General features: G+C 57.1%; 15 protein-coding genes. 11 read left to right on the top strand and 4 right to left on the bottom strand.

Annotation, left to right across the window (positions count from 1 at the left end; translation table 11 throughout):
- Nucleotides 1-459 precede the first annotated feature (459 nt).
- From RBB81_RS09160 to RBB81_RS09170, 3 genes are all read left to right on the top strand, one after another.
- Complete coding sequence (locus RBB81_RS09160) at nucleotides 460-1,575, top strand: glycosyltransferase family 2 protein (protein ID WP_353073466.1); 1,116 nt, start codon at nucleotides 460-462, stop codon at nucleotides 1,573-1,575.
- Nucleotides 1,576-1,639: 64 nt separating this feature from the next.
- Complete coding sequence (locus RBB81_RS09165) at nucleotides 1,640-2,983, top strand: O-antigen ligase family protein (RefSeq protein ID WP_353073467.1); 1,344 nt, start codon at nucleotides 1,640-1,642, stop codon at nucleotides 2,981-2,983.
- A gap of 58 nt (nucleotides 2,984-3,041) precedes the next feature.
- Entirely contained in the window at nucleotides 3,042-4,214 is a 1,173-nt protein-coding gene (locus tag RBB81_RS09170) for a glycosyltransferase family 4 protein (protein WP_353073468.1), read from the top strand.
- 52 nt (nucleotides 4,215-4,266) lie between these two features.
- Here RBB81_RS09170 and RBB81_RS09175 read toward each other — a convergent pair whose 3' ends face one another.
- From RBB81_RS09175 to RBB81_RS09185, 3 genes are all read right to left on the bottom strand, one after another.
- On the bottom strand, nucleotides 4,267-6,564 hold the full coding sequence (locus RBB81_RS09175) for a tetratricopeptide repeat protein (RefSeq protein WP_183789636.1): 2,298 nt from the start codon (nucleotides 6,562-6,564) through the stop codon (nucleotides 4,267-4,269).
- Nucleotides 6,565-6,684: 120 nt separating this feature from the next.
- Nucleotides 6,685-7,350: an exosortase C-terminal domain/associated protein EpsI gene (locus RBB81_RS09180; RefSeq protein ID WP_353073469.1), complete on the bottom strand. Its 666-nt coding sequence runs from the start codon at nucleotides 7,348-7,350 to the stop codon at nucleotides 6,685-6,687.
- Complete coding sequence (locus RBB81_RS09185; protein WP_353073470.1) at nucleotides 7,347-8,258, bottom strand: exosortase/archaeosortase family protein; 912 nt, start codon at nucleotides 8,256-8,258, stop codon at nucleotides 7,347-7,349. The genes RBB81_RS09180 and RBB81_RS09185 overlap by 4 nt, the downstream gene beginning before the upstream one ends.
- Before the next feature lie 439 nt (nucleotides 8,259-8,697).
- Here RBB81_RS09185 and RBB81_RS09190 point away from each other — a divergent pair, with 439 nt between their 5' ends.
- The 6 genes from RBB81_RS09190 to RBB81_RS09215 are packed head-to-tail and all read left to right on the top strand — an operon-like array spanning nucleotide 8,698 to nucleotide 15,581.
- Nucleotides 8,698-9,426, top strand: a complete 729-nt coding sequence (locus RBB81_RS09190) for a polysaccharide biosynthesis/export family protein (RefSeq protein WP_353073471.1) — start codon at nucleotides 8,698-8,700, stop codon at nucleotides 9,424-9,426.
- A gap of 8 nt (nucleotides 9,427-9,434) precedes the next feature.
- Entirely contained in the window at nucleotides 9,435-10,763 is a 1,329-nt protein-coding gene (locus RBB81_RS09195) for a hypothetical protein (protein WP_179581644.1), read from the top strand.
- Between the two features lie 9 nt (nucleotides 10,764-10,772).
- Nucleotides 10,773-12,311: a GumC family protein gene (locus RBB81_RS09200; protein ID WP_179581645.1), complete on the top strand. Its 1,539-nt coding sequence runs from the start codon at nucleotides 10,773-10,775 to the stop codon at nucleotides 12,309-12,311.
- Between the two features lies 1 nt (nucleotide 12,312).
- Entirely contained in the window at nucleotides 12,313-13,239 is a 927-nt protein-coding gene (locus RBB81_RS09205) for an ExeA family protein (RefSeq protein ID WP_179581646.1), read from the top strand.
- Nucleotides 13,236-14,186, top strand: a complete 951-nt coding sequence (locus tag RBB81_RS09210) for a CpsD/CapB family tyrosine-protein kinase (protein ID WP_179581647.1) — start codon at nucleotides 13,236-13,238, stop codon at nucleotides 14,184-14,186. Before RBB81_RS09205 ends, RBB81_RS09210 begins: the two co-directional genes overlap by 4 nt.
- 18 nt (nucleotides 14,187-14,204) lie before the next feature.
- A complete protein-coding gene (locus RBB81_RS09215; RefSeq protein ID WP_353073472.1) occupies nucleotides 14,205-15,581 on the top strand; it encodes a TIGR03013 family XrtA/PEP-CTERM system glycosyltransferase in 1,377 nt (458 codons plus the stop codon).
- 135 nt (nucleotides 15,582-15,716) lie between these two features.
- Here the strand turns inward: RBB81_RS09215 and RBB81_RS09220 are convergent, their stop codons facing one another.
- Entirely contained in the window at nucleotides 15,717-16,811 is a 1,095-nt protein-coding gene (locus RBB81_RS09220; protein ID WP_179581649.1) for a sigma 54-interacting transcriptional regulator, read from the bottom strand.
- Nucleotides 16,812-17,193: 382 nt separating this feature from the next.
- On the opposite strand from RBB81_RS09220, the gene RBB81_RS09225 reads away from it, so the two are divergent.
- Together RBB81_RS09225 and RBB81_RS09230 are read left to right on the top strand one after the other, a co-directional pair.
- Nucleotides 17,194-18,759, top strand: a complete 1,566-nt coding sequence (locus tag RBB81_RS09225) for a sigma-54 dependent transcriptional regulator (RefSeq protein WP_353073473.1) — start codon at nucleotides 17,194-17,196, stop codon at nucleotides 18,757-18,759.
- Nucleotides 18,654-19,265 (top strand): DUF6982 domain-containing protein, encoded by a 612-nt coding sequence (locus RBB81_RS09230; RefSeq protein WP_353073474.1) that lies wholly within the window; start codon nucleotides 18,654-18,656, stop codon nucleotides 19,263-19,265. Before RBB81_RS09225 ends, RBB81_RS09230 begins: the two co-directional genes overlap by 106 nt.
- Nucleotides 19,266-19,290 lie beyond the last annotated feature (25 nt).

Here is a 19,290-nt window from a genome sequence, read left to right on the forward strand (position 1 = left end):
TTGGCTTAGAAGCGGAGGAACTTCGTGATGCTGCTTCACTCAGGGTCCCGAAAGTCGTTGCCTCACTGAGTATCGGCTACGTTGAGGCCGTCGATGACTTTCGACGACCAGTTTATATCAGCAAGATGTGTTCCTCTCGGGAGTTCGGCCATCCGGGTCGGGTCGAACGTGACTATCGTTTAAACAGAGCCCAATTTGAAATTTGCGGGCGACCCTGGAGACTTTTTACGCGGTTCCACCGACGCCGCCAATACCACTTCGGTGTAAATCATATTGTTGTCTGGTATGGAGATAGCAGCGTATCGTAGACCTGTGGGTCATCGCCGACTTCGGCTCGCAATGCAAATAGCTGTTGAAGTCCCCGGATCAGCCAATGAAACGTCTCAAGTCCGAATCTGCGTCGTTTCTTAGCCTTAGCGTACGACCGAGACCGCTCCACGCTCTCCGGAAGCATACAGTATGACAAAGTTGATCTTCTGGTACTGCTTTGCGCTGACAGGTTACGCGTATCTCGGCTACGCGATCTGGCTTTGGTTCTGTGTTCGCTTCCGCAAACGTCGTCTTCCCGGAACTCGCTCCGCAACTCCAAACGTCTCGATCATTATGGCGGCGCGTAACGAAGAGGCGAATTTGCCAGCCAAGCTGGAGAATCTTCGTCGTTTGACCTTCCCGAGAGACCGGCTTCAGATCGTCATCGTCTCCGACGGATCGACGGACCGCACAGCCGAAATTCTACGGGAGCAAGCTCCCAGCATCGTCCCGGTAGTTCTCGAGAGGTCCAATGGCAAAGCTGCCGCCTTGAACGAGGCCGTGGGTCTGGCGCAGGGCGAAATCCTCGTATTTCTTGACGCGCGGCAGACCGTCGACGAGGACGCCGTCTCGGAGTTGGTCGCATGCTTTGACGATCCGACGATCGGCGCGGTGAGTGGTGAGCTTTTGCTCGAGACACCTGCCGGCGACGCCAGTGAAGAGGGCCTCGGGATCTACTGGAAGATCGAAAAAGCGGTGCGCAAACTCGAGTCTGCGTCCGGCTCGGTCGTGGGGGTGACGGGAGCGATCTACGCAATCCGGCGCGAACTGTACACGGAGATTCCCCCAGGGACGATTCTTGATGACGTCTTTGTCCCGATGAATGTGGCGCGGAAGGGAAAGCGGATTGTGTTTCAGCCTTCTGCAATTGCGAGAGACCGGATCTTCAGCAAGAAAGGAAAGGAGTTCTCGCGCAAGGTTCGTACGCTGACCGGGAACTACCAGTTGCTTCGGCTGGCCCCGTGGCTGCTTTCGCCGTCGAATCCTCTACTCTTCCGCTTCGTGAGCCACAAGCTTCTCCGGCTGCTCGTTCCATTTCTGATGATTTTGATGCTCGTGTCCTCTGCGTTGGCCAAAGGACCGCTTTATGCGACGATCTTCTGGATTCAGATCGTGTTCTATATCTCAGCCGCGTTTGGAACGTTGATTCCATCTGCTAAAAAATTTAGACCAATCGCAATCGCCAGTACGTTCGTAATGCTTAATACGGCCGCCGCACTGGCGTTCTACAATTTCATCGTAGGACGAAAAGAAGTCTGGAATTAGGAGATAGGAAGTCGATCTATCAGTTGCGGGGTTAGTCCTTCATAGATCGATGAAATGAGACTGCATGTTAGGAACAGGAATCGGACATTACATTCCGTTGGTTGCGTATCTGGGCTTCTGCGTCATGATCGTCGTGTCGCTGCTCAAAAGGCCTCTCTACGGGCTTTATTACATGGTTCCGTTCCTGCCCTATCGCACCATGCGCGATCACTTTCTGGACTATCCTCTGGGTGGCAACATGCTCACCATCCTGGTAATCGCTGTGATTGTGGGAGCCTTGATCAAAGGCAAGCGTCTGCCCAAGGGAAAGGGGAAACTCTACCTGATCTGGCTGATCTTCGCGATCTATCTTTATCTCTCCATGTGGCTCGGCGTAGCGATGGGAAATGCGCCCCCACCGATCTGGCTGCAGGACATTAACTTTGTGACGTGGAAAGACTACATGCTGATTCCTCTAGTCTTTCTCGCGGCGGGTCTCGTTGTAGAAGACAGAAAGTCGGTGAGGATCATAATTTTTCTCACTGCATTTTCAGTAGTCGCCATCGACCGAAGTTGTTTGATGGACAGCATGTCCAGAAGTTGGTCCAACTTCGACGAAAACAAGCGCGGAGGCGGTCCTCTGGGCTTCGGATCAAATCAGACTGCAGCGTACCTCGCTCAATTTTCGATGTTCTTCTGGGGCTTTGCACAGTTTCTAAAAAGGAAGAAACTGCGGCTGATCTCTTACGGAATCGTCGCGCTGACCATTTTCACGGACATGTACACGTTTTCGCGCGGCTCCTATCTTGCGATCATCTTTTCGGTAGTTGTTCTAGGATTCTTGAAGGACAGAAAACTACTCATCGTCGCTGCACTTTTCTTGGTGACCTGGCAGGCTATCGTTCCGACCGCCGTCCGTGAAAGAGTCAACATGACGGAGAACTCGAATGGTCAGCTTGAGTCCTCGGCCAACGAGCGGGTACGATTGTGGCAGGATGCTGAGGATGCCATCGCAGCCGACCCGATCTTCGGGGCAGGCTTCGCCACCTATCAACTGACAGCCCACGTCGACAACCTGAGGGACACGCATAACTGGTACATCAAGGTATTGGTGGAGACTGGCATCGTCGGAATGCTGATTGTGCTTGCCATGCTCCAGCAGATGCTTGCGGCGGCCTATCGCCTCTTCAAGATCGCGGAAGACCCTCTCTATCGCGGTCTTGGGCTCGGCCTCTTCCTGGCGATCTGCGCCTGTCTCGTAGCGAACTGCTTTGGCGATCGATGGACGTATATCGAAATTACCTCGCCGCTGTGGCTGCTGGTCGGAACCACTCTTCGCGCCACTGAATTCTCCGAGGCCGCACCGGTGACGGAGGCGACCGCTTCGAATGCAACGATCAGTACGAATCCATTTCTCGCGTATCGGTAATGTGCGAGTGCGTTGTCTGTGCTGTTCTTCACTTTGCGTGCGGCTGGAAGATTTCTAAATGAGTATGATTCGGGCGCTCCACCTTGAGGAATCGACTGGCAGGAACGCGGCGTATGCTGAATTGCCTCACGTGCTGCTCGTGCTCGATCAGTTTCCCAAAACACTTGGCGGCGGAGAACGTATCGTACTCAAGCTCGCCGCTCTCCTTCCTCAATATGGATACCGCGTCTCGATCCTGACCTTTTCAGCCGACCCGGCAAGCGCTGGTCTTCAGTCGCCGCCATGCTCTGTGTACCTGCTGCCTTTGCAGCGAACCTACGATCTGCAGGCAATACGAGGCAGTCTTGATCTAAGAAGGTTCCTCAAGGAGCAACGAATCCGGATCGTTCAGACGTTCTTTGAGAGCTCGGACATCTGGGCAGGATTTGTAACTAAAGCGATGTCCAGTGCAAAGCTCATCTGGAGTCGAAGAGATATGGGTATCCTTCGGACCGGCAAGCATCATGCAGCCTACCGCCTTATGGCAGGAGCTCCAGATAAGGTGTTTGCCGTCTCCGAACAAGTGCGCCGGCATTGTATTGAGGTGGACGGCATCGATCCGTCGCGCGTGCAGACGGTCTACAACGGGCTCGATCTAGCAGACTGGAATGCGGACTCCAGATCGGCAGAACGCGCTGGAGAATCTATCGTGGCGACGGTTGGTAATATTCGCCGGGTAAAAGGACATGATGTTTTTATTCGCGCCGCCGCCTCTGTCATTAGAAAGTTTCCCCACGCGTCGTTCCGTATCGCCGGCGATGTTCTGGAGCCGGAGTATTTTGCGGAGTTGCAGGCACTGGTCAGCGAACTGAAACTGTCCGGCCGCTTTCACTTCGTTGGAGGCGTGACCGATCTCAGAGGCTACCTCTCTGCAGCCGAGGTCTTCGTGTTGCCATCACGGAGCGAAGGTTTTTCGAATGCGATCGTCGAGGCAATGGCTGCGGCCCTTCCCGTAGTCGCCACTGACGTAGGTGGCAACGCAGAGGCCGTCCAGGATGGTGTGAGCGGCATCATCGTTCCGCCGGATGACTCTGATGCTCTGGCGTCCGCGATCATCAGTCTGCTCTCCGACACCGCTAAGGCGAAGAAGATGGGAGCAGAGGGAAAGAGGCTGGCCGCCGAGAAGTTCACGACCGAGGCCATGATGGGCCAGATCACCAGTGTTTACGCAACTCTGCTCAGGGGAGAATAGTCCCTCATGAGCCGTTCGGAGCCGATACAGCATTGATGCCTCGGAGGGGGATTCAGCTCAACAGAGCGAGTTCCTTGTCGGCGTCCTTCGCGGTCTGTGTGTTCGGCGCCAAGGCTACCGCTTTCTTCAGGTGAGTCATTGCATCGGCGGTGTTGGAGAGCTTGGTGTAGGTCATACCCAGGTGATAGTGAATGGACGCACTGTTGGGAGCTGCTTTGACGGCATCCTCAAGAAGATCGCGGGCCGAAGCAAAGTTGCCCTTCTGATAGTAGATCCAGGCCAGGGTGTCCGCGGTGTTTGGCGAAGATGGCATGGCGCGTCGCGCTACCTGGGCCAGAGAGAGGGCAACGTCAAGGTTTTGTCCAGTCTCCACCATAAGGTACGCAAGATTGTTGGCTGCAATCGGTTGTTCGGGCTGCACGGCCAGAGCCTTCTTGTAGCTGGCCATAGCTCCGTTGCGGTCGCCCTGGGACTCCTGCATGGTACCCAGCATGGTGAACCCCTGAGCGTCTGTGGGATGATCCGTGGTCCACTGTTGCCATTTGGCCACGGCCTTGGCGGGATCGCCAGCTGTAACTTCGGCTCGAGTGTAGTTGATGACTGCTGAATTGTCGTTCGGATTCAGCTGCATCGCTTTCTCGGATGAGGTCAGCGCATCTTTGGGGTCGCCAGTGCTCAACTGCAACTCAGCCAGCAGGTTGTACATGTCGGCGTTTTGCGGAGACTTCGCGATCTGGTCCTGAACTCGGCTGATCGCCTTAGCCGGCTGCTTTTGATACAGCAGAGCGGAGGCCAGCAGACGCAGAGCGCGTGAGGAGTTGGGGTTCAGCTCGAGCGACTGTTCGAGCAGGGTCTGGGCTTCGGGAGTCTTCTGCTGGAAGAGGCGAAGCTGCGCAAGTTCCAGATAGCCGGTGGGGTTCTTCGGGTCCAGCTTGATGGCCTGATGGAAGTCAGCGTCTGCCTTGTCGAACTCCTTCTGGCTGCCTTCGGCCATTCCGCGCCAGATGTAGGGTCCGGCAATCTGTGGGTTGATAGAAATGGCCGTATCGGCTACTTGATGAAGCGTGCTGAAGTCGTGGGTATCAATTGAGACCTCTGCGAGGCCGGCCTGCGCCTCCAAACTATTGGGGCTGAGTTTAGCGGCATCGCGGAAGCTCTGCTGAGCAACTGCCATATCGCCTTTAGCGCGGGCTGCCCGGCCGAGCCAGAGCTTGACGACCAGATTGTCGGGATTGGCCTTGGCCGCCTTTTGCAGCATGGTGAAGGCATCGCCGGTCTTGCCATCGTTGAGCAGCAGCATGCCATTGAGAACGGCAACCTCTGGAATATTGCTGTCGGCTTTGGCTAGCTCCGCGCCGACGGTCCTCGCTTTGGGCAGATCTTTGTTCAGAATCAGGAGTCGCAGATAAGCGATCTTAAGCGGCGCACTCTTTGGATGTTTGGAGACAAGATCCGCGTAGGCGGCCTCGCCCTGAGGGAGCTGGTTGGTGCGTATGTAGTAGGTAGCCAACATGCCTGCACCACTCTCGGAGTCCGAGAGATCCTCCGACGCCTGACGAAGCGTTTGCTCAACCTTGGCAGTGTCCTTTTGACGCATGTAGAGATCCGCGAGGCTGGCCCGCGCCAACACGCTCTTGGGGTCGGCCGCAATGGCAGCCTTCATCTGATCCTCGGCACCCTGAAGGTCACCCTTCTTCTGCAGAAGCGAGGCCAGGACCACACGCGCGGTCACATTCTTCCCGTCCAGCGAAACAGCCTTACGGAGTTGGTCTTCCCCAGCGGCGGCGGTGGCGGGATCGTTGCTCTGTAACAGACCCAGGGAGGCATGGAATGCGGCGCGATTCGGGTCGGCCGCTAGAGCCTGTTGAATCTGCGCCAGTGCCTCGATGCGATCCCCCTTGGCTGCGGCGATGCTGGAGAGGAGAGCATGAGCGTCAGCGTTATTGTTGTCGATGGCGAGGACCGCGGTGGCCTGGGCGGTGGCGCGATCGATCTGTTTGCCGGCCAGCAGGATGTTGCCGAGATCGATCCGCGCCTGGAGGTTGCCAGGCTGCAGATCGACCGTGCGCATCAACTCACCGTACGCGGGCATGACCGATCCTTGTTTCAGGAAGACCTTAGAGAGCTGGTAGTGAGCATCGGCGTAGTTGCGGTCCACTTTGAGGGCGTTGGCGAACTGAATCGTCGCTTCCTTGAGCTTGCCCTGGTCGGCATAGCGCTTGCCGCTTTCGAGATAGCGCAACTTCTGTTTGTTGGGATCGCGATGACAGCCCGCGGTGAGTCCAAGGGCAAGCGAGACTGCCAGCACTGTTGCGATTTGACGGGCTGCCTGGGGGAGGGTAGTTCGCATCGCGCATTTCCTCAACTGTTCTTCAAACGATCTTGTCATTCTCGCACTGTAATTGATACTGTCGGGGCCCGACGTGGCTCTCCGATATACAACTTAGGTGAAAGTTCGGTCTGCCGGTTCTCAGTCAGGAATAAACCGGGGCAGATTTGGCGCCATCAGCTGGGTGAATTGGGTAGCCCGTTCCCTAGCGCTGTCTAACGACTCCGAAGGCAGAACCTGGGTGATGACCCGAACCAGGGCTCCATCGGTGCGGTTCATGCGAATGGCATCGGCGACCATGTAGAGCTTGGCCCTGTACTCGTTGGGGATGCTGCGGCCATGCGCCTGATACCAGTAAATAACAAACTGTTTGATGTCTCCGTTGCTAATAACGTATTCGCCAACCTTATACCGCTTGCCGTTAATATCCTGCAGGCCAGTGTATCTCTGCGAGTCGAAGGTCCAACCCGCGCCCGGCAGGCAGTTTTGCGGAGAGTGCATGGTCTGGCCTGTGCGTTGGCTGGCAAAGTAGCCGATAAAGAGGCTGACGGGGGCAAGTCTGGTCGTCGAGCTAGTAGTTGCTGCTGGCTGGCTGGTGTAGATCCGATTCAGGAAGTCGCCTTTACCCAGAACGGCGAGGGTATCGTCGGTAAGCGGAACATCCTGTGCGGTCCAGCCACCGAAGTGTTCCGGCATCTGACTGAGCGGCTGGCTGATGGGTATGCGGTCCGCGTCGCCTCTGCTTTGCAGAATAAAGGCCGTCGAGGCGAGCAGAACGATCACAAGCCAGAAGCGTGGGGATCTCATGTGGTTTGTGCCCTTACGGGGGAGATCAGCTGCATGGCCCGGTGAACCAGGTAGAGGCAGGCGAGAGAGATCACGAACATGACCCAACCGGAGAACTCGTGGAAGAATCCCAACGCCTTCTCCGGGTCCCAATACTGGACGCACAGGCCGGTGCCTACGATGCGCGCAACGTTGGCCGCGACGGCGATGGGAATGCTCGCCAGAGCAAGAAGGACGCGACGCCTGTTGGTCCGCTCCAGAAAATAGCCGTAGAAGACCGCAAGCGTGAACAGGCTCATCAGCGAGCGGATGCCGCTGCAGGCCTCGGCGACCTCCAGCTTCATGACCGGCAGTTCGATCACGTTGCCCTCGTGGAGCGTCGGCACCCCCAGCAGCGGAAGAATGTCACTGGCGATCCGCGACGCCAGCAACTGCAGTGGGAAGGTGATCTGGTTGAAGAGGATGGCGGGAAAGGGAATCGCGAGAACCAGAACGAGGAGGGGAAAACGGAGCGCACGCACCATCGCCCAGCCGAAGAAGGTCCAGATCAGGCCGGTCATCAGGAATAAGAAGGACATGCGCGACGTGAATAGTTCGACGCCATAGACGCCAAGGATCAGAACCGCGATCGAGAAGACGATCAGAGGAACTCCAAACCAGCTCTGCCGGATCGGGGTGGTCTGGAGCACCTTCCTCTTGTCCCAGACTAAAAAGGCCGCGAAAAGGGGGACCAGAAAGCCATGAGAGTAATCCGGAAGAGTGGCCCAGTCGTATACCAGTTTGATAGCCACGCGGTAGTACAGAACGACGACCAGGAGGGCAATGGAAGCGTAGGGAAGCCAGCCAAGCCCGGCGGGAGCGCCGGAAGGAGAGGTGAGCGGCAGCTCGGTATTGGCCTCCTTTGCGTCTACATCCACTGCATAGGGCATGATGTGAGTTGTCCCCGGTGTTGCTCGTATGACGTTATACTTCACCTGATCCCTGTAAGCAATTCACCTGCCTCTTTCTGGAACTTCGATTTCTTCACCGATTTGGAGTCTATCGACACAAAAGTGGTAGCAAGGATACGTCCTATGGGAAAAAGTTTTCACACTGGCACTGATAATCTGCATACCACAGGGAACCCAAGGAGGGCAGCGCGGCAATTTTCCAAAGAATACCTATATTTTTCGGTTTTCTCGGGGAAAAAAGGACAAATGGTGAGTTTTGGCCCTCGCGTTGCAGGAAGCATCATATTTCGCCGATAGAAGATTAGGGATCTTCACTCCGATCCTGAGGCGATGGGGTGACAGAGTGTATCCCGGGTGTGATCTTCTAAATGGATTCGAGGCGAAGTACTCTCACGCGTAAGGGGATGCGTCAGAATAGATGAGTCAATCCAAGCGAATGAGCAAAGTGAAGGTTGAGGGCAATTTGATGAAGCGGTTTCGTTCCATGGGCGCCATGCTGCTCCTGCTACCAGTTGCGGCCGGGCCACTCGCAGCACAAGTCACATCAAACCCTGCGGCCACGACAGGTGCAGCACCGAACGCGACGCCAGCAAATCAACAGACGTCCGCTCCCGACACGTCGAAGTCTCCCGCAACGGCAAGTGCGAGCTATGCAGGTCCGATGGATGCAGCGCGTTACATTATCGGCCCCGAGGACTCCTTGCAGATAACCGTCTGGAAGGAGCCTACGCTCTCCGGTACGATCCCGGTGCGGCCGGACGGAATGATCTCCATGGTGTTGGTGGGAGATATCCCAGCGGCCGGAATGACGCCGACTGCACTGTCGACCGATATCAGCCAGCGACTCAAGAAGTACATCCAGGATCCCGTGGTCACGGTAGTGGTTCTTGGAGTCAACAGCCAGCGAATCTTTCTGGTAGGCGAGGTGGGTAAGGTCGGTCCCGTCGCCATGAGTCCGGGAATGACCCCGCTTCAGGCGATTGTCACCGGCGGCGGTCTGACGCAGTTTGCGAACTCGAAGCGCATCTACATCCTTCGAACGATCGCCGGCAAACAGCAGAAGATCCCGTTCAACTACAAGCAAGCGCTCAAGGGCGAAAATGCGGGGGTCTCGCTTCTTCCCGGAGACACGATCGTCGTCCCATGAAGGATGGTATGAAGATTCAAACACTGATTCTGGCCTTGTTGCTGTCGATGGCCACCTCCATCGCCCAGGGCCAGGCCTTGCCGACCGCAGAGTCGTCGATGGCCTCCACCTTAGGTCCGAACCTGCCCGACCTCGATGGGGTCTTTCATTACGCTCTCAGCGCATCGGAGGTTATTCAGTACGGATACTACAAGTCCGGCGAAACGACTTATGCGACCGATCTTTCCGGCAACGCAGCCTATACCTCGCGCAGCACAGCGCGACCGTTCAGCGTGCTCTTCGCGGGGGGAGTCATTCTGGGCAACCAGACCGGCAACGGAACCTCAACCTTCTGGAACATCTCTGCCTCGCAGGGGTACGTGACTCGTCACTGGATATTCAATATCTCCGACTCTTTTAGCTTTCTTCCGCAGTCTCCCACGACAGGGCTATCGGGAATCGCCGGCGTGGGAGATCTCGGAGCACTTCCGATCCAAGGCCCATCGGCGGGACCGATCGGGGATATCCTGACAACGAATGGCGATCGCATCGGCAACGGCCTGAGCGGTAGTGTTGAACGGGAAATCAGTCGCAATACCTCCATCAGCGGTTCGGGCAATTGGGGGGTGCTTCATTATCTCGACAGCAACGCGGGGCTCGATAGCAGCCAGGTATCGGGAGTCGTCGCTCTAAACCGTCGAATCGACGCTCGGAGTTCAGTCAGCGTGTCTGGTGTCTACTCGACTTATTCTTACAGCGGCTCTGGAGCAGGCCTGACTACGCCTGACTTTCAAACTCGCGGAATAAATCTCTCTTATCAGCGGGTGTTGTCCCGCACGCTCAGCTTTAGCGCCTCAGTCGGTCCACAGTGGGTATCAAGTTCCAACAGCGCCGCCATTCCCAACTCGACCGACATCGCCGTGAGCGCGGGAATCTCCTATGGAAATAGGAATGTGCACGCTGGCCTGAACTACACGCGTGGAGTAAACAATGGATCTGGGGTGCTGCCCGGTGCCCTCTCCGACTCCTTTGTGGCCTCCGCGAGCCGCACCTATGGCAGGGACTGGGTTGTCTCGCTTAGCGGCGCCTACACTCGCAGCTCCGGTCTCAACCAATTTCTACTGGGCTCTTCGATCATCGTAAGCAACGATACCTATGACACCGTCTATGGTGGCTTTCAGGTTACGCGCCGATTCAGCCCTCACTTCTCCGGGTATGCGAGCTATACCGCCGCGAGTCAGTCAAACAACAACAACCTGATTGTGCCGGTCACACAAAACGTATTGGATGGGACCTACCAGACATTTGGGTTTGGAGTTACGTTCACTCCCCGTTCTACAAATCTGGGGCAATTTTAAGGAGACAACATGCTTGGCCATCGCGCATTGACGGTGCAGGATTACATCACCATTCTGAAACGAAGATGGTGGATGATTGCAATTCCGGCGGCGATCTTTCCCATCGTCGGATACGCTCTCACCTTCCTGGTGCAGCCGCAGTATATCTCCCAGACGCTGGTTTTGGTGGAACAGCAGAAGGTCCCGGAGTCCTATGTCAAGGCGGTCGTGACCGAGGACCTGAGCGGAAGGCTCGCCTCGATGAAGGAGCAGATTTTGAGCCGGTCGCGGCTCCAACCGATCATCGAACGCTTCAATCTCTTCGCGAATGGAAAGTTGTCGATGGACGAGCGTATTGATCTGACGCGTAGAAACATCGGGATCACGCCGATTCAGTCGGAGATTGCGCGAACCAACGGGTTACCGGGATTCTTTATCTCCTTCAAGGCGAACGACGCGCGCACGGCCCAGCTGGTCTGCGGCGAGATTCAGTCGCTCTTCGTGAGTGAAAACCTTAGCGACCGGGCGGCCTCGGCTGCGGGCACCACCGAGTTTCTGAAGAGTCAGCTGGCCGATGCCAAAGCCAAGCTGGACGAGCAGGACGCAAGACTCGCCAAGTTCCAGCAGACCTACATGGGTAAGCTGCCGGCTGCGGAGGCGTCCAACATGAACATGTTGACCAGCCTGAACACGCAGCTGGACGCCGCGACTCAGGCGCTTGCTCGCATGGAGCAGGACAAGAGTTATGCGGAATCGATCCTGTCGATGCAACAGGCGCAGCAGCCGCAGACCACAGAGCGAGGCGGGGGAGCGGTGGCACCCCAGGCCCAGCAGCTTGAACTGCAGCAGCTTCAGTCTCAACTGGCGGACTTGAAGGCGCGTTACACCGACGACTATCCAGACGTGGTCAGCACGCAGAGAAAGATCAATGAGCTGGAACGCAAACTAGCTCAGGCGCCCCCACCGTCGGTTGCGTCGGCGTCTTCCGCTCCGAAACCGACCGACTCCCTCAGCGTGCAACAGACGCGTGCTCAGCTGCGTGCGATGGAGCAGGGGATCGCTCAGAAGAAGCGCGACCAGGCAGCGATTCAGGCCGAGCTTCGCACCTATCAGGATCGCGTCGCCGCCAGCCCCGCCGTGGAGGAGGAGTACAAGAGCATCACACGCGACACCAGTACAGCGCAGGCTTTCTACGACGATCTGCTCAACAAGCTGAATCAGTCCAAGATGGCAACCGACCTGGAACGGCGGCAGCAGGGGGAGCAGTTCCGGGTTATGGATGAGCCCAACCTTCCCGAGTCGCCCTCCTCTCCCAAGCGCTCGGTCTTCGTCATCGGAGGCTTTGCCGCAGGGCTGGGACTGGGCTTGTTCATCGTAGCGTTGCTCGAATATCTGGACACGGCCGTTCGTAGCGAGCGCGATATCTGGGCATTTACCAAGCTGCCTACCCTCGGCGTCATCGGTTTTACCGGCGATCCGGAGCCGGTGGCCACCAAGCGGAACCTATTTGGCCGTCGTAGCCCTGACATAACCGCGGGCGGTAAGCCACTGATGAATGCGGGGGGCTGAGATGTATAAAACCTTCTTCAAGCTACAGAGCAGTCCGTTCGGAACCAGTCCCGACCCCCGGTTCCTCTACATGATGCCCCACACGCGCGAGGCCCTGGCGTGTCTGGAGTACGGAATCTCCGCACGAAAGGGGTTTACGGTTCTGACAGGCGAGGTGGGCACCGGAAAGACGACACTGCTCCGCCGGGCGTTGAGCTCCTTCAGCGGCCGCAAGGTCTCCACGTCGTTCGTCTTCAATCCACGCCTCGATGTGCTGGACTTCCTGGAGTTTGTGTTGACCGACTTCGGCATTGTGCCGGCGACGCGAACCAAGTCGGGCATGCTGCTGCAGTTGAATCGCTGGCTGATCGAACGCTTCCGTATGGAAGAGACCTGCGTGGTGGTTGTCGATGAGGCTCAGAATCTCTCCTGGGAGCTGTTGGAGGAGATTCGGTTGCTGACCAACCTTGAGACCTCGTCGGAGAAGCTGTTGCAGATTGTGCTATCTGGCCAGCCCGAGCTCGAAGAGAAGCTGCGCCATCCAAGCGTGAGGCAGCTCCGGCAGCGCGTGTCTCTGTGGTGCCGTACCCAGGCTTTGACCGAGAGCCAGACCCATGCCTACGTCGCCGAGCGCCTGAGAATAGCCGGTGCAAGCTGGCCGCTCTTCTCGCCTGAGGCGCTGGATCTGGTTCATCGCGCGAGCCGGGGAATTCCGCGCATCATCAACCTGCTTTGCGAGCACTCACTTATCGTGGCCTATGTCGAACAGGTGCAGCAGGTGACTGCGACGATCGTCGAGGGTGTCGCGGCGGAGCTTGAGCTGGAGGTGCTGCCGTTCATGCTCTCGTCGGCGGTGATTGGTAACGGCGACAAGCAGCCCGCTTTTAACTCGAAAGAAGACAATTTTATGGCAGCTTTCAATAGAGAGCCGGGAAGGCACGACCGATGAGCCGCATTTACGAAGCACTCCAGAAGGCAGAGTCCGAGCGGAGGTTGGAGCGGCGCGAGCCGGAGCCGCGAACTCCGGAGGAGCCATTCAACTCAACGATCTATGCGACGGCCGTCGCCACAGCTGAGGAAGAGCGCACAGACGTTGCTACGGTCACTGAACCTTATGTCGAGCCGTCTGTCGTTCGAGTGGACCCAAACGCGCTCGATGTCAGCAAGATTCCCGTCCGCCCCTGGGCGTTGTCGCTCGAGCACCTGCCGTCACTGCTCGAACGAGGACCCGCGGTCGAACAGTTTCGAAGCCTCCGTTCCCGAATCTTCGAGCTCCGCGACATCAGCCCGCTCAAAAGCATCATGGTCACCAGTGGCCTGCCACAGGAGGGTAAGAGCTTCATCTCAACCAATCTGGCCATGAGCCTCGCCCGCCACAAAAACAGCAAGGTGCTTTTGATTGACGGCGACATGCGGCGCTACACCCTCCATCAACTTCTTGGCTGCGAGTCGCATCCTGGCCTCGCGGACTATCTCGCCGGCAAGGCGGGCCTGGTCGAGGTGATGCAGCGGTCCGAGACATTTGAGGGAATGACCGCGGGAACTGCCGCGGTTGCGCACAACCTGACCTTTATCGCAGGCGGCAACGGAGGCGATAAGGCAGCCGATCTCTCCGGCAGCCCGCGCTTTGGCGAACTGATTCGGCTGGCTGCGCCACACTTCGACTGGATCATCATCGACTCTTCGCCCGTCCTGCCTGTCTCCGATGCCGTTAACCTTGCCCGATCCTGTGACGGCGTCCTTCTGGTGGCACGCAGCGGACAGACTAAATTCCCCACTGCGCAGCGTGCACAAAGTGAGCTCAAAGCCTCGAACATTCTGGGGTTTGTCTTGAACGCCGTGCAGGAAGCGCCCCAGGTCGGCAGCTACTATGGGTACGACGCCGCCAAATCGTAAGAGGGAGCGATTGACCAGATGATCCGGCTTTTCAATGTGTACTATCCCACGCGTACCATCGTTCTCCTGTTGTGCGAAGCGCTGATTGTGAGTGGTTGCTTCCTGCTGGCGACGGTGCTGCTGCTGGGGCCGGATACCTATCTCGTTTTGAACTATGAGAATGGTGGGCTGAAGATTCTTGGCCTTACGATCCTGACGCTGCTCTGCTCGTACTACTTCGATCTCTATGAGCCGCAGCGCATCTCCGCAAGCTGGGAGATCTACTTTCGCCTGCTGCTGGTTCTCGGCTTTTTGTCGTTTCTGCTCTCGGCCATCATCTATCTCTTTCCCGCCGCCGACATCGCTCACTATGTTCTGCTGCTCGGTCTCATCTTTCTCACCCTGGCACTGGTCGCATGGCGCAGTGCGTACGAATGGATCATCGGCCGTGAGATGTTCCGCGAGCGGGTCTATGTCCTCGGCGCAGGAGACCGTGCGCAGGCGATCGTCAACCTGCTCGAAGCACGCAAGGATGCGGGCATGGAGGTCCTGGGATGGGATGGCGTCGTTGCCGACCGAGACCAGCGCAAAGAGGCGATCCATGCTGCGTTAGAGAGATTCTCCGTGCCGAAGCCGCCCGTCGACCGCGTCATCGTCGCCATCGAGGACCGTCGCGGCGAGTTTCCGGTGCGAGAGCTACTCAAGCTGCGGTTCAACGGAGTTGTCATCGAAGATGCCGGCAGCCTGCTGGAGCGGCTTACTGGCAAGCTGCATCTCGATGGCCTTCATCCCAGCAGCTTTATCTACAGCGAAGGCTTTCGCGTGAAGCCGTCCCAGCAGATCGCACGGCGGATCGTCTCGACCTTGACGGCCGCGTTCGGTTTGCTTCTGTTCCTGCCATTCTTCCCGATCGTTGTGCTGATGGTTCGGCTGTCCTCCCCGGGGCCGATCTTCTTTCGGCAGACCAGGGTAGGTCTTGGCGGCAAGAACTTTACGGTCTACAAATTCCGTACGATGCGAACCGACGCAGAGGTAGCTGGAGCAAAGTGGGCGACTAAGAACGATCCGCGCGTAACCCGTGTCGGCATGTTTATGCGCAAGACCAGGCTCGATGAGGTGCCCCAGCTTTGGAATGTGTTGCGCGGCGATATGGGCTTCGTCGGTCCGCGTCCGGAGCGGCCTGAGTTTGTGCCGTGGCTTACCGAGCAAATCCCCTACTTCAACCTTCGTCACATGATTCGCCCAGGCCTCACAGGTTGGGCGCAGGTGCGTTACGGCTACGGAGCGACGTTGGCGGAGAGCCGCGAAAAACTGGAGTTCGATCTCTACTACATCAAGCACATGACGCTTGGGCTCGATCTGTTAATCATGTTCGAAACGATCAAGACGATCATCCGGCGGCAGGGCGCGCAGTAGCTCATTCTCCTTCCGACCAACGGGAGGACGAGCGATGCCTATCCTGTCTAGACAGGGTATACAAGTCACGAAGTGACAGCACCACGCGTAGTGGGCCCGTCCGGCAGGACATCTCTTCAGAATCAGAAGAGGCAGTTAGTAGATGCGCGTCCGTGAGGACAGTGCAGGCTTCAACGTCCGCTCTTCCTTCTTCACCAGATGAGGTATCCGCAGAGGCCGAGGCGGAACCTCAGGCATGCCGACTTCGCTCAGCTTATAAAGCAGGGACCGATAACTGATCTGAAGCCACTTCGCCGTCTTTTGACGATTCCAGCTATTCTCCTGCAGAACTTTCAGAATGATCTGCCGTTCAAGATCCTGAGTCGCCTTTTTGGTGATGTGCTTCAGGGAGACAGGTTCGCTGAGGTCGATATCTGTAGTAATACCGCCGCGCGGAGTCTCGGGCATAAGCTCAGCGACGAGCGCCTCCTCGCTGCCGATCAACACGTAGCTGCGGATCAGGTTCTCCAGCTGGCGGATGTTTCCCGGCCAATGATAGTTCTGCATCAGGCGAACCGCGCTCTTGGAGAGTAATTCCGGTGCATTGTGGAAGATCTTTGCATAGTGGTCGATGAAGTAATCGATCAGGATGGGAAGATCGGCGATCCGTTGACGCAACGGCGGCAGGTTAATAGTGACTGCATTGATGCGGAAGAGGAAGTCCAGGCGGAAGGACCCATCCTCGACCTGGCTGCGAAGATCTGTATTAGAAGCCGAGACCAACCGGGTAACGATGCTCCTGGGTTCGTGGCCGCCCACGCGGACAAAGGTTCCGTCCTGCAGCACTTGAAGGAGCTTGGATTGAACTCCCAGGTCTAGGCTGCCTACCTCATCCAGAAACAGTGTGCCGTTGTGCGATTGTTCTACGCGTCCCAGTTTCGTGGACATGGCGCCTGTAAAAGCGCCCTTTTCATAGCCAAACAGCTCTGTTTCGAGTAGCGAATGTGGTATCGCCGGACAACTTACTTTGACCAGAGAACCCCTGGCCCGCAAGGAGAAGGCGTGCAGCAGGCGCACGCATATCTCCTTGCCGGTACCGCTTTCGCCCTGAATCAGAACAGGGACATCGGTCTCGGCAACGCGCTCCAACTTATTTCGCACCGCCTGCATAACGGCTGTCTTGCCAAAGAAGATCTCGAGGGGCGGCAGATTGAGAGAAGAGGCGGATTCAGCGTGGTGATCCAAGGTCATTTTTTCCTATCGGCGTTGGGCAGAAACCGCAAGTTTGCAATACCCTTCACACTGCACGTCAAGCGCCATTTCCGCGATACCAGGAGAAAAGGTTGAGGATTCCATGGCCTAAATTATCAATCGAGATATACGAAGAAGAGCCAAAATTGGATCGAAGTGTCGCTTTTACTTTGGATTTTGAGGTCACCAAGCTCTCTTTCACCAAAGTAACCCGCAAAAAAAAGTTCACATTTTTTTAGTTTCACTCGTGCCAGTACCATGTAAGCTAGGCCTACTCGATAGGAGAGTGGTAAACGTTTATCTCTTTTGTCGGCAAAGTTCGTAACATTTTTGTGTAAACGTTGTGTCGGACGAGCTAGAATTTGCTGGCGCAAGGGGCAGGATGCCTTCCGCCGCTCTTGCAACTGTCTGGATCGAGTACAGCCTGTCCCTGGGGGCCAACCAGGTTCAGGATCACCGCGGGTTTGGGAGACAGTCCAAACCGCAATTTGAGGTACTTTGTATGTCAGCTGCGCTTTCGTATCCCGTTCCTGCCTTGAAGCCCAACACGCGGGCGCGCGCCCAGATTCTGATTCTGGAGCCGGATCTCGCCGTTCTGGATTATCTTCGATCGACTCTCGGCTCCCGGTACTCACTCAGTCTCTTTTCAGACGAGCAGACCCTGCTCGAGCGTTTGGATAAGGCCGAGCAGCCGGATCTGCTTTTGCTTGCCCTGCACACCAACCGCGACCCATTGCCGCTCTTAACGCACATCCGGTGCACCAAGCCAAATCTCGCCGTGGTCGTCCTCTCCTGCTCCGCCGAACTTCGCGACCTGGAGATGGTGATCCGTCTGGGCGTCCGCGCCATCGTGATGAAGCCGTTTACTGGCAGCGACGTCGAGCAGGCCATCGAGGAGCACCTCGCCTCTGCTGAGAAAAAGATTCCCGTCGCCGATGCACTGAAAGAGATTCCGCTCAACGAGACGCACTCCTTTGTGCGGTCCAGCAAGAGAATGCGCGAACTGGAAGCTCAGGCCGCCTTGGTAGCCCGCGCCGACATTCCACTCCTCATACTTGGAGAGAGCGGAACCGGCAAGGAGATCCTCGCCCTCTACACCCACAAGATGTCTGCCCGCAGCCAGAACATCTTTCTCAAGGTCAACTGCGCCGCAGTCCCGGCCGACCTGTTGGAGAGTGAACTCTTCGGCTACGAACAGGGAGCATTCACCGGAGCGGTGAAGACCAAGCCCGGCAAGTTCGAAGTCTGCACCGGTGGAACGATCTTTCTCGACGAAATCGGCGAGATGCCGGCCATCCTCCAGGCTAAGCTTCTGCAGGTCTTGCAGGATGGAACGTTCTCTCGCCTGGGCAGCCGTTCGCCGATGAAGGTGGACGTACGCGTGATCGCCGCCACCAACATCAATATGAAGGAGGCCATGGCCAACAAGACGTTTCGCGAGGATCTGTATTACCGCCTCAACGGGTTTACCCTCAGCATTCCGCCGTTGCGGGAGCGCCGCGAGGAGATTCCGGTTCTGTCGGAGTACTTTATGCGCAAGGGCGCCAAGCGGTATGGTCGTGACCCGTTACCTTTCTCGCAAAACCTGCTGACCGCGCTATCCGAGCACTCCTGGCCGGGCAACCTGCGCGAGCTGGAAAATGTAGTCAACCGTTATCTAGTGCTTGGCGAGGAAAGATCCATCGTCGACGAACTCTCCCCCTCAACGGTCTATCAGGGAGGAGCAGCAACAACGACAACAGCCCAGGAGGTGCCAAATGGCGCTGGGCTCAAGGCGATGGTCCGCAACCTAAAAGGAGATGCGGAGTCGACGGCAATTGCACAGGTACTGGAGGGAACTGGATGGAACAGGAAGGCCGCGGCAAACGATCTGCAAATCAGCTACAAGGCGCTCCTGTACAAGATCAAGCAGTACGACCTGTCACCGCGGAACAACCACGCATCGTAAGGTCCCAGGCCAAATCCCAGGTCGCCGAAAAAGAGCTGTCCGAGGCGTATCGAGTCGTAGTCCGTTACGAGAATCATGCCGTTCGCGGACTCGCTGAGCCACATGAGCTTGGTTCGATCGAACAGCTTCTGCGCAACGATCCCATCTATCCGCTTGACTCCATCCGGCTGAAGCTTCTGGGCTCGGACACCATCGAGGACGTGCCCACCAGAGACGCCAAGGCAGTCTTCTTCGTCAAGACCTTCGATGGCGATCTTCGCCACAGGGCTCTTCACTTTCACGAGCATGCACCCGTCGTGCCGGGCCTGTGGGTGCGCGTCTACTTCTACGACGGAGAGATGATCGAAGGAATCATCAGCAACACCCGGGACTTCGTGCTCGAATCAGGCTTCTTCCTGCGGCCGACCGATCCGAATGGAAATAACACCCTGGTCTACGTTCTCAAGGGCGGACTCAAGGACTTCCATGTCCTCGGAATGCGAAACGTTCCCAGAAGCTCCAACTAGTCCGCTAGAAGAGCGGCAACATCCA

The organism is Tunturibacter gelidoferens (assembly GCF_040358255.1).
Classification (GTDB): Bacteria; Acidobacteriota; Terriglobia; order Terriglobales; family Acidobacteriaceae; genus Edaphobacter; species Edaphobacter gelidiferens.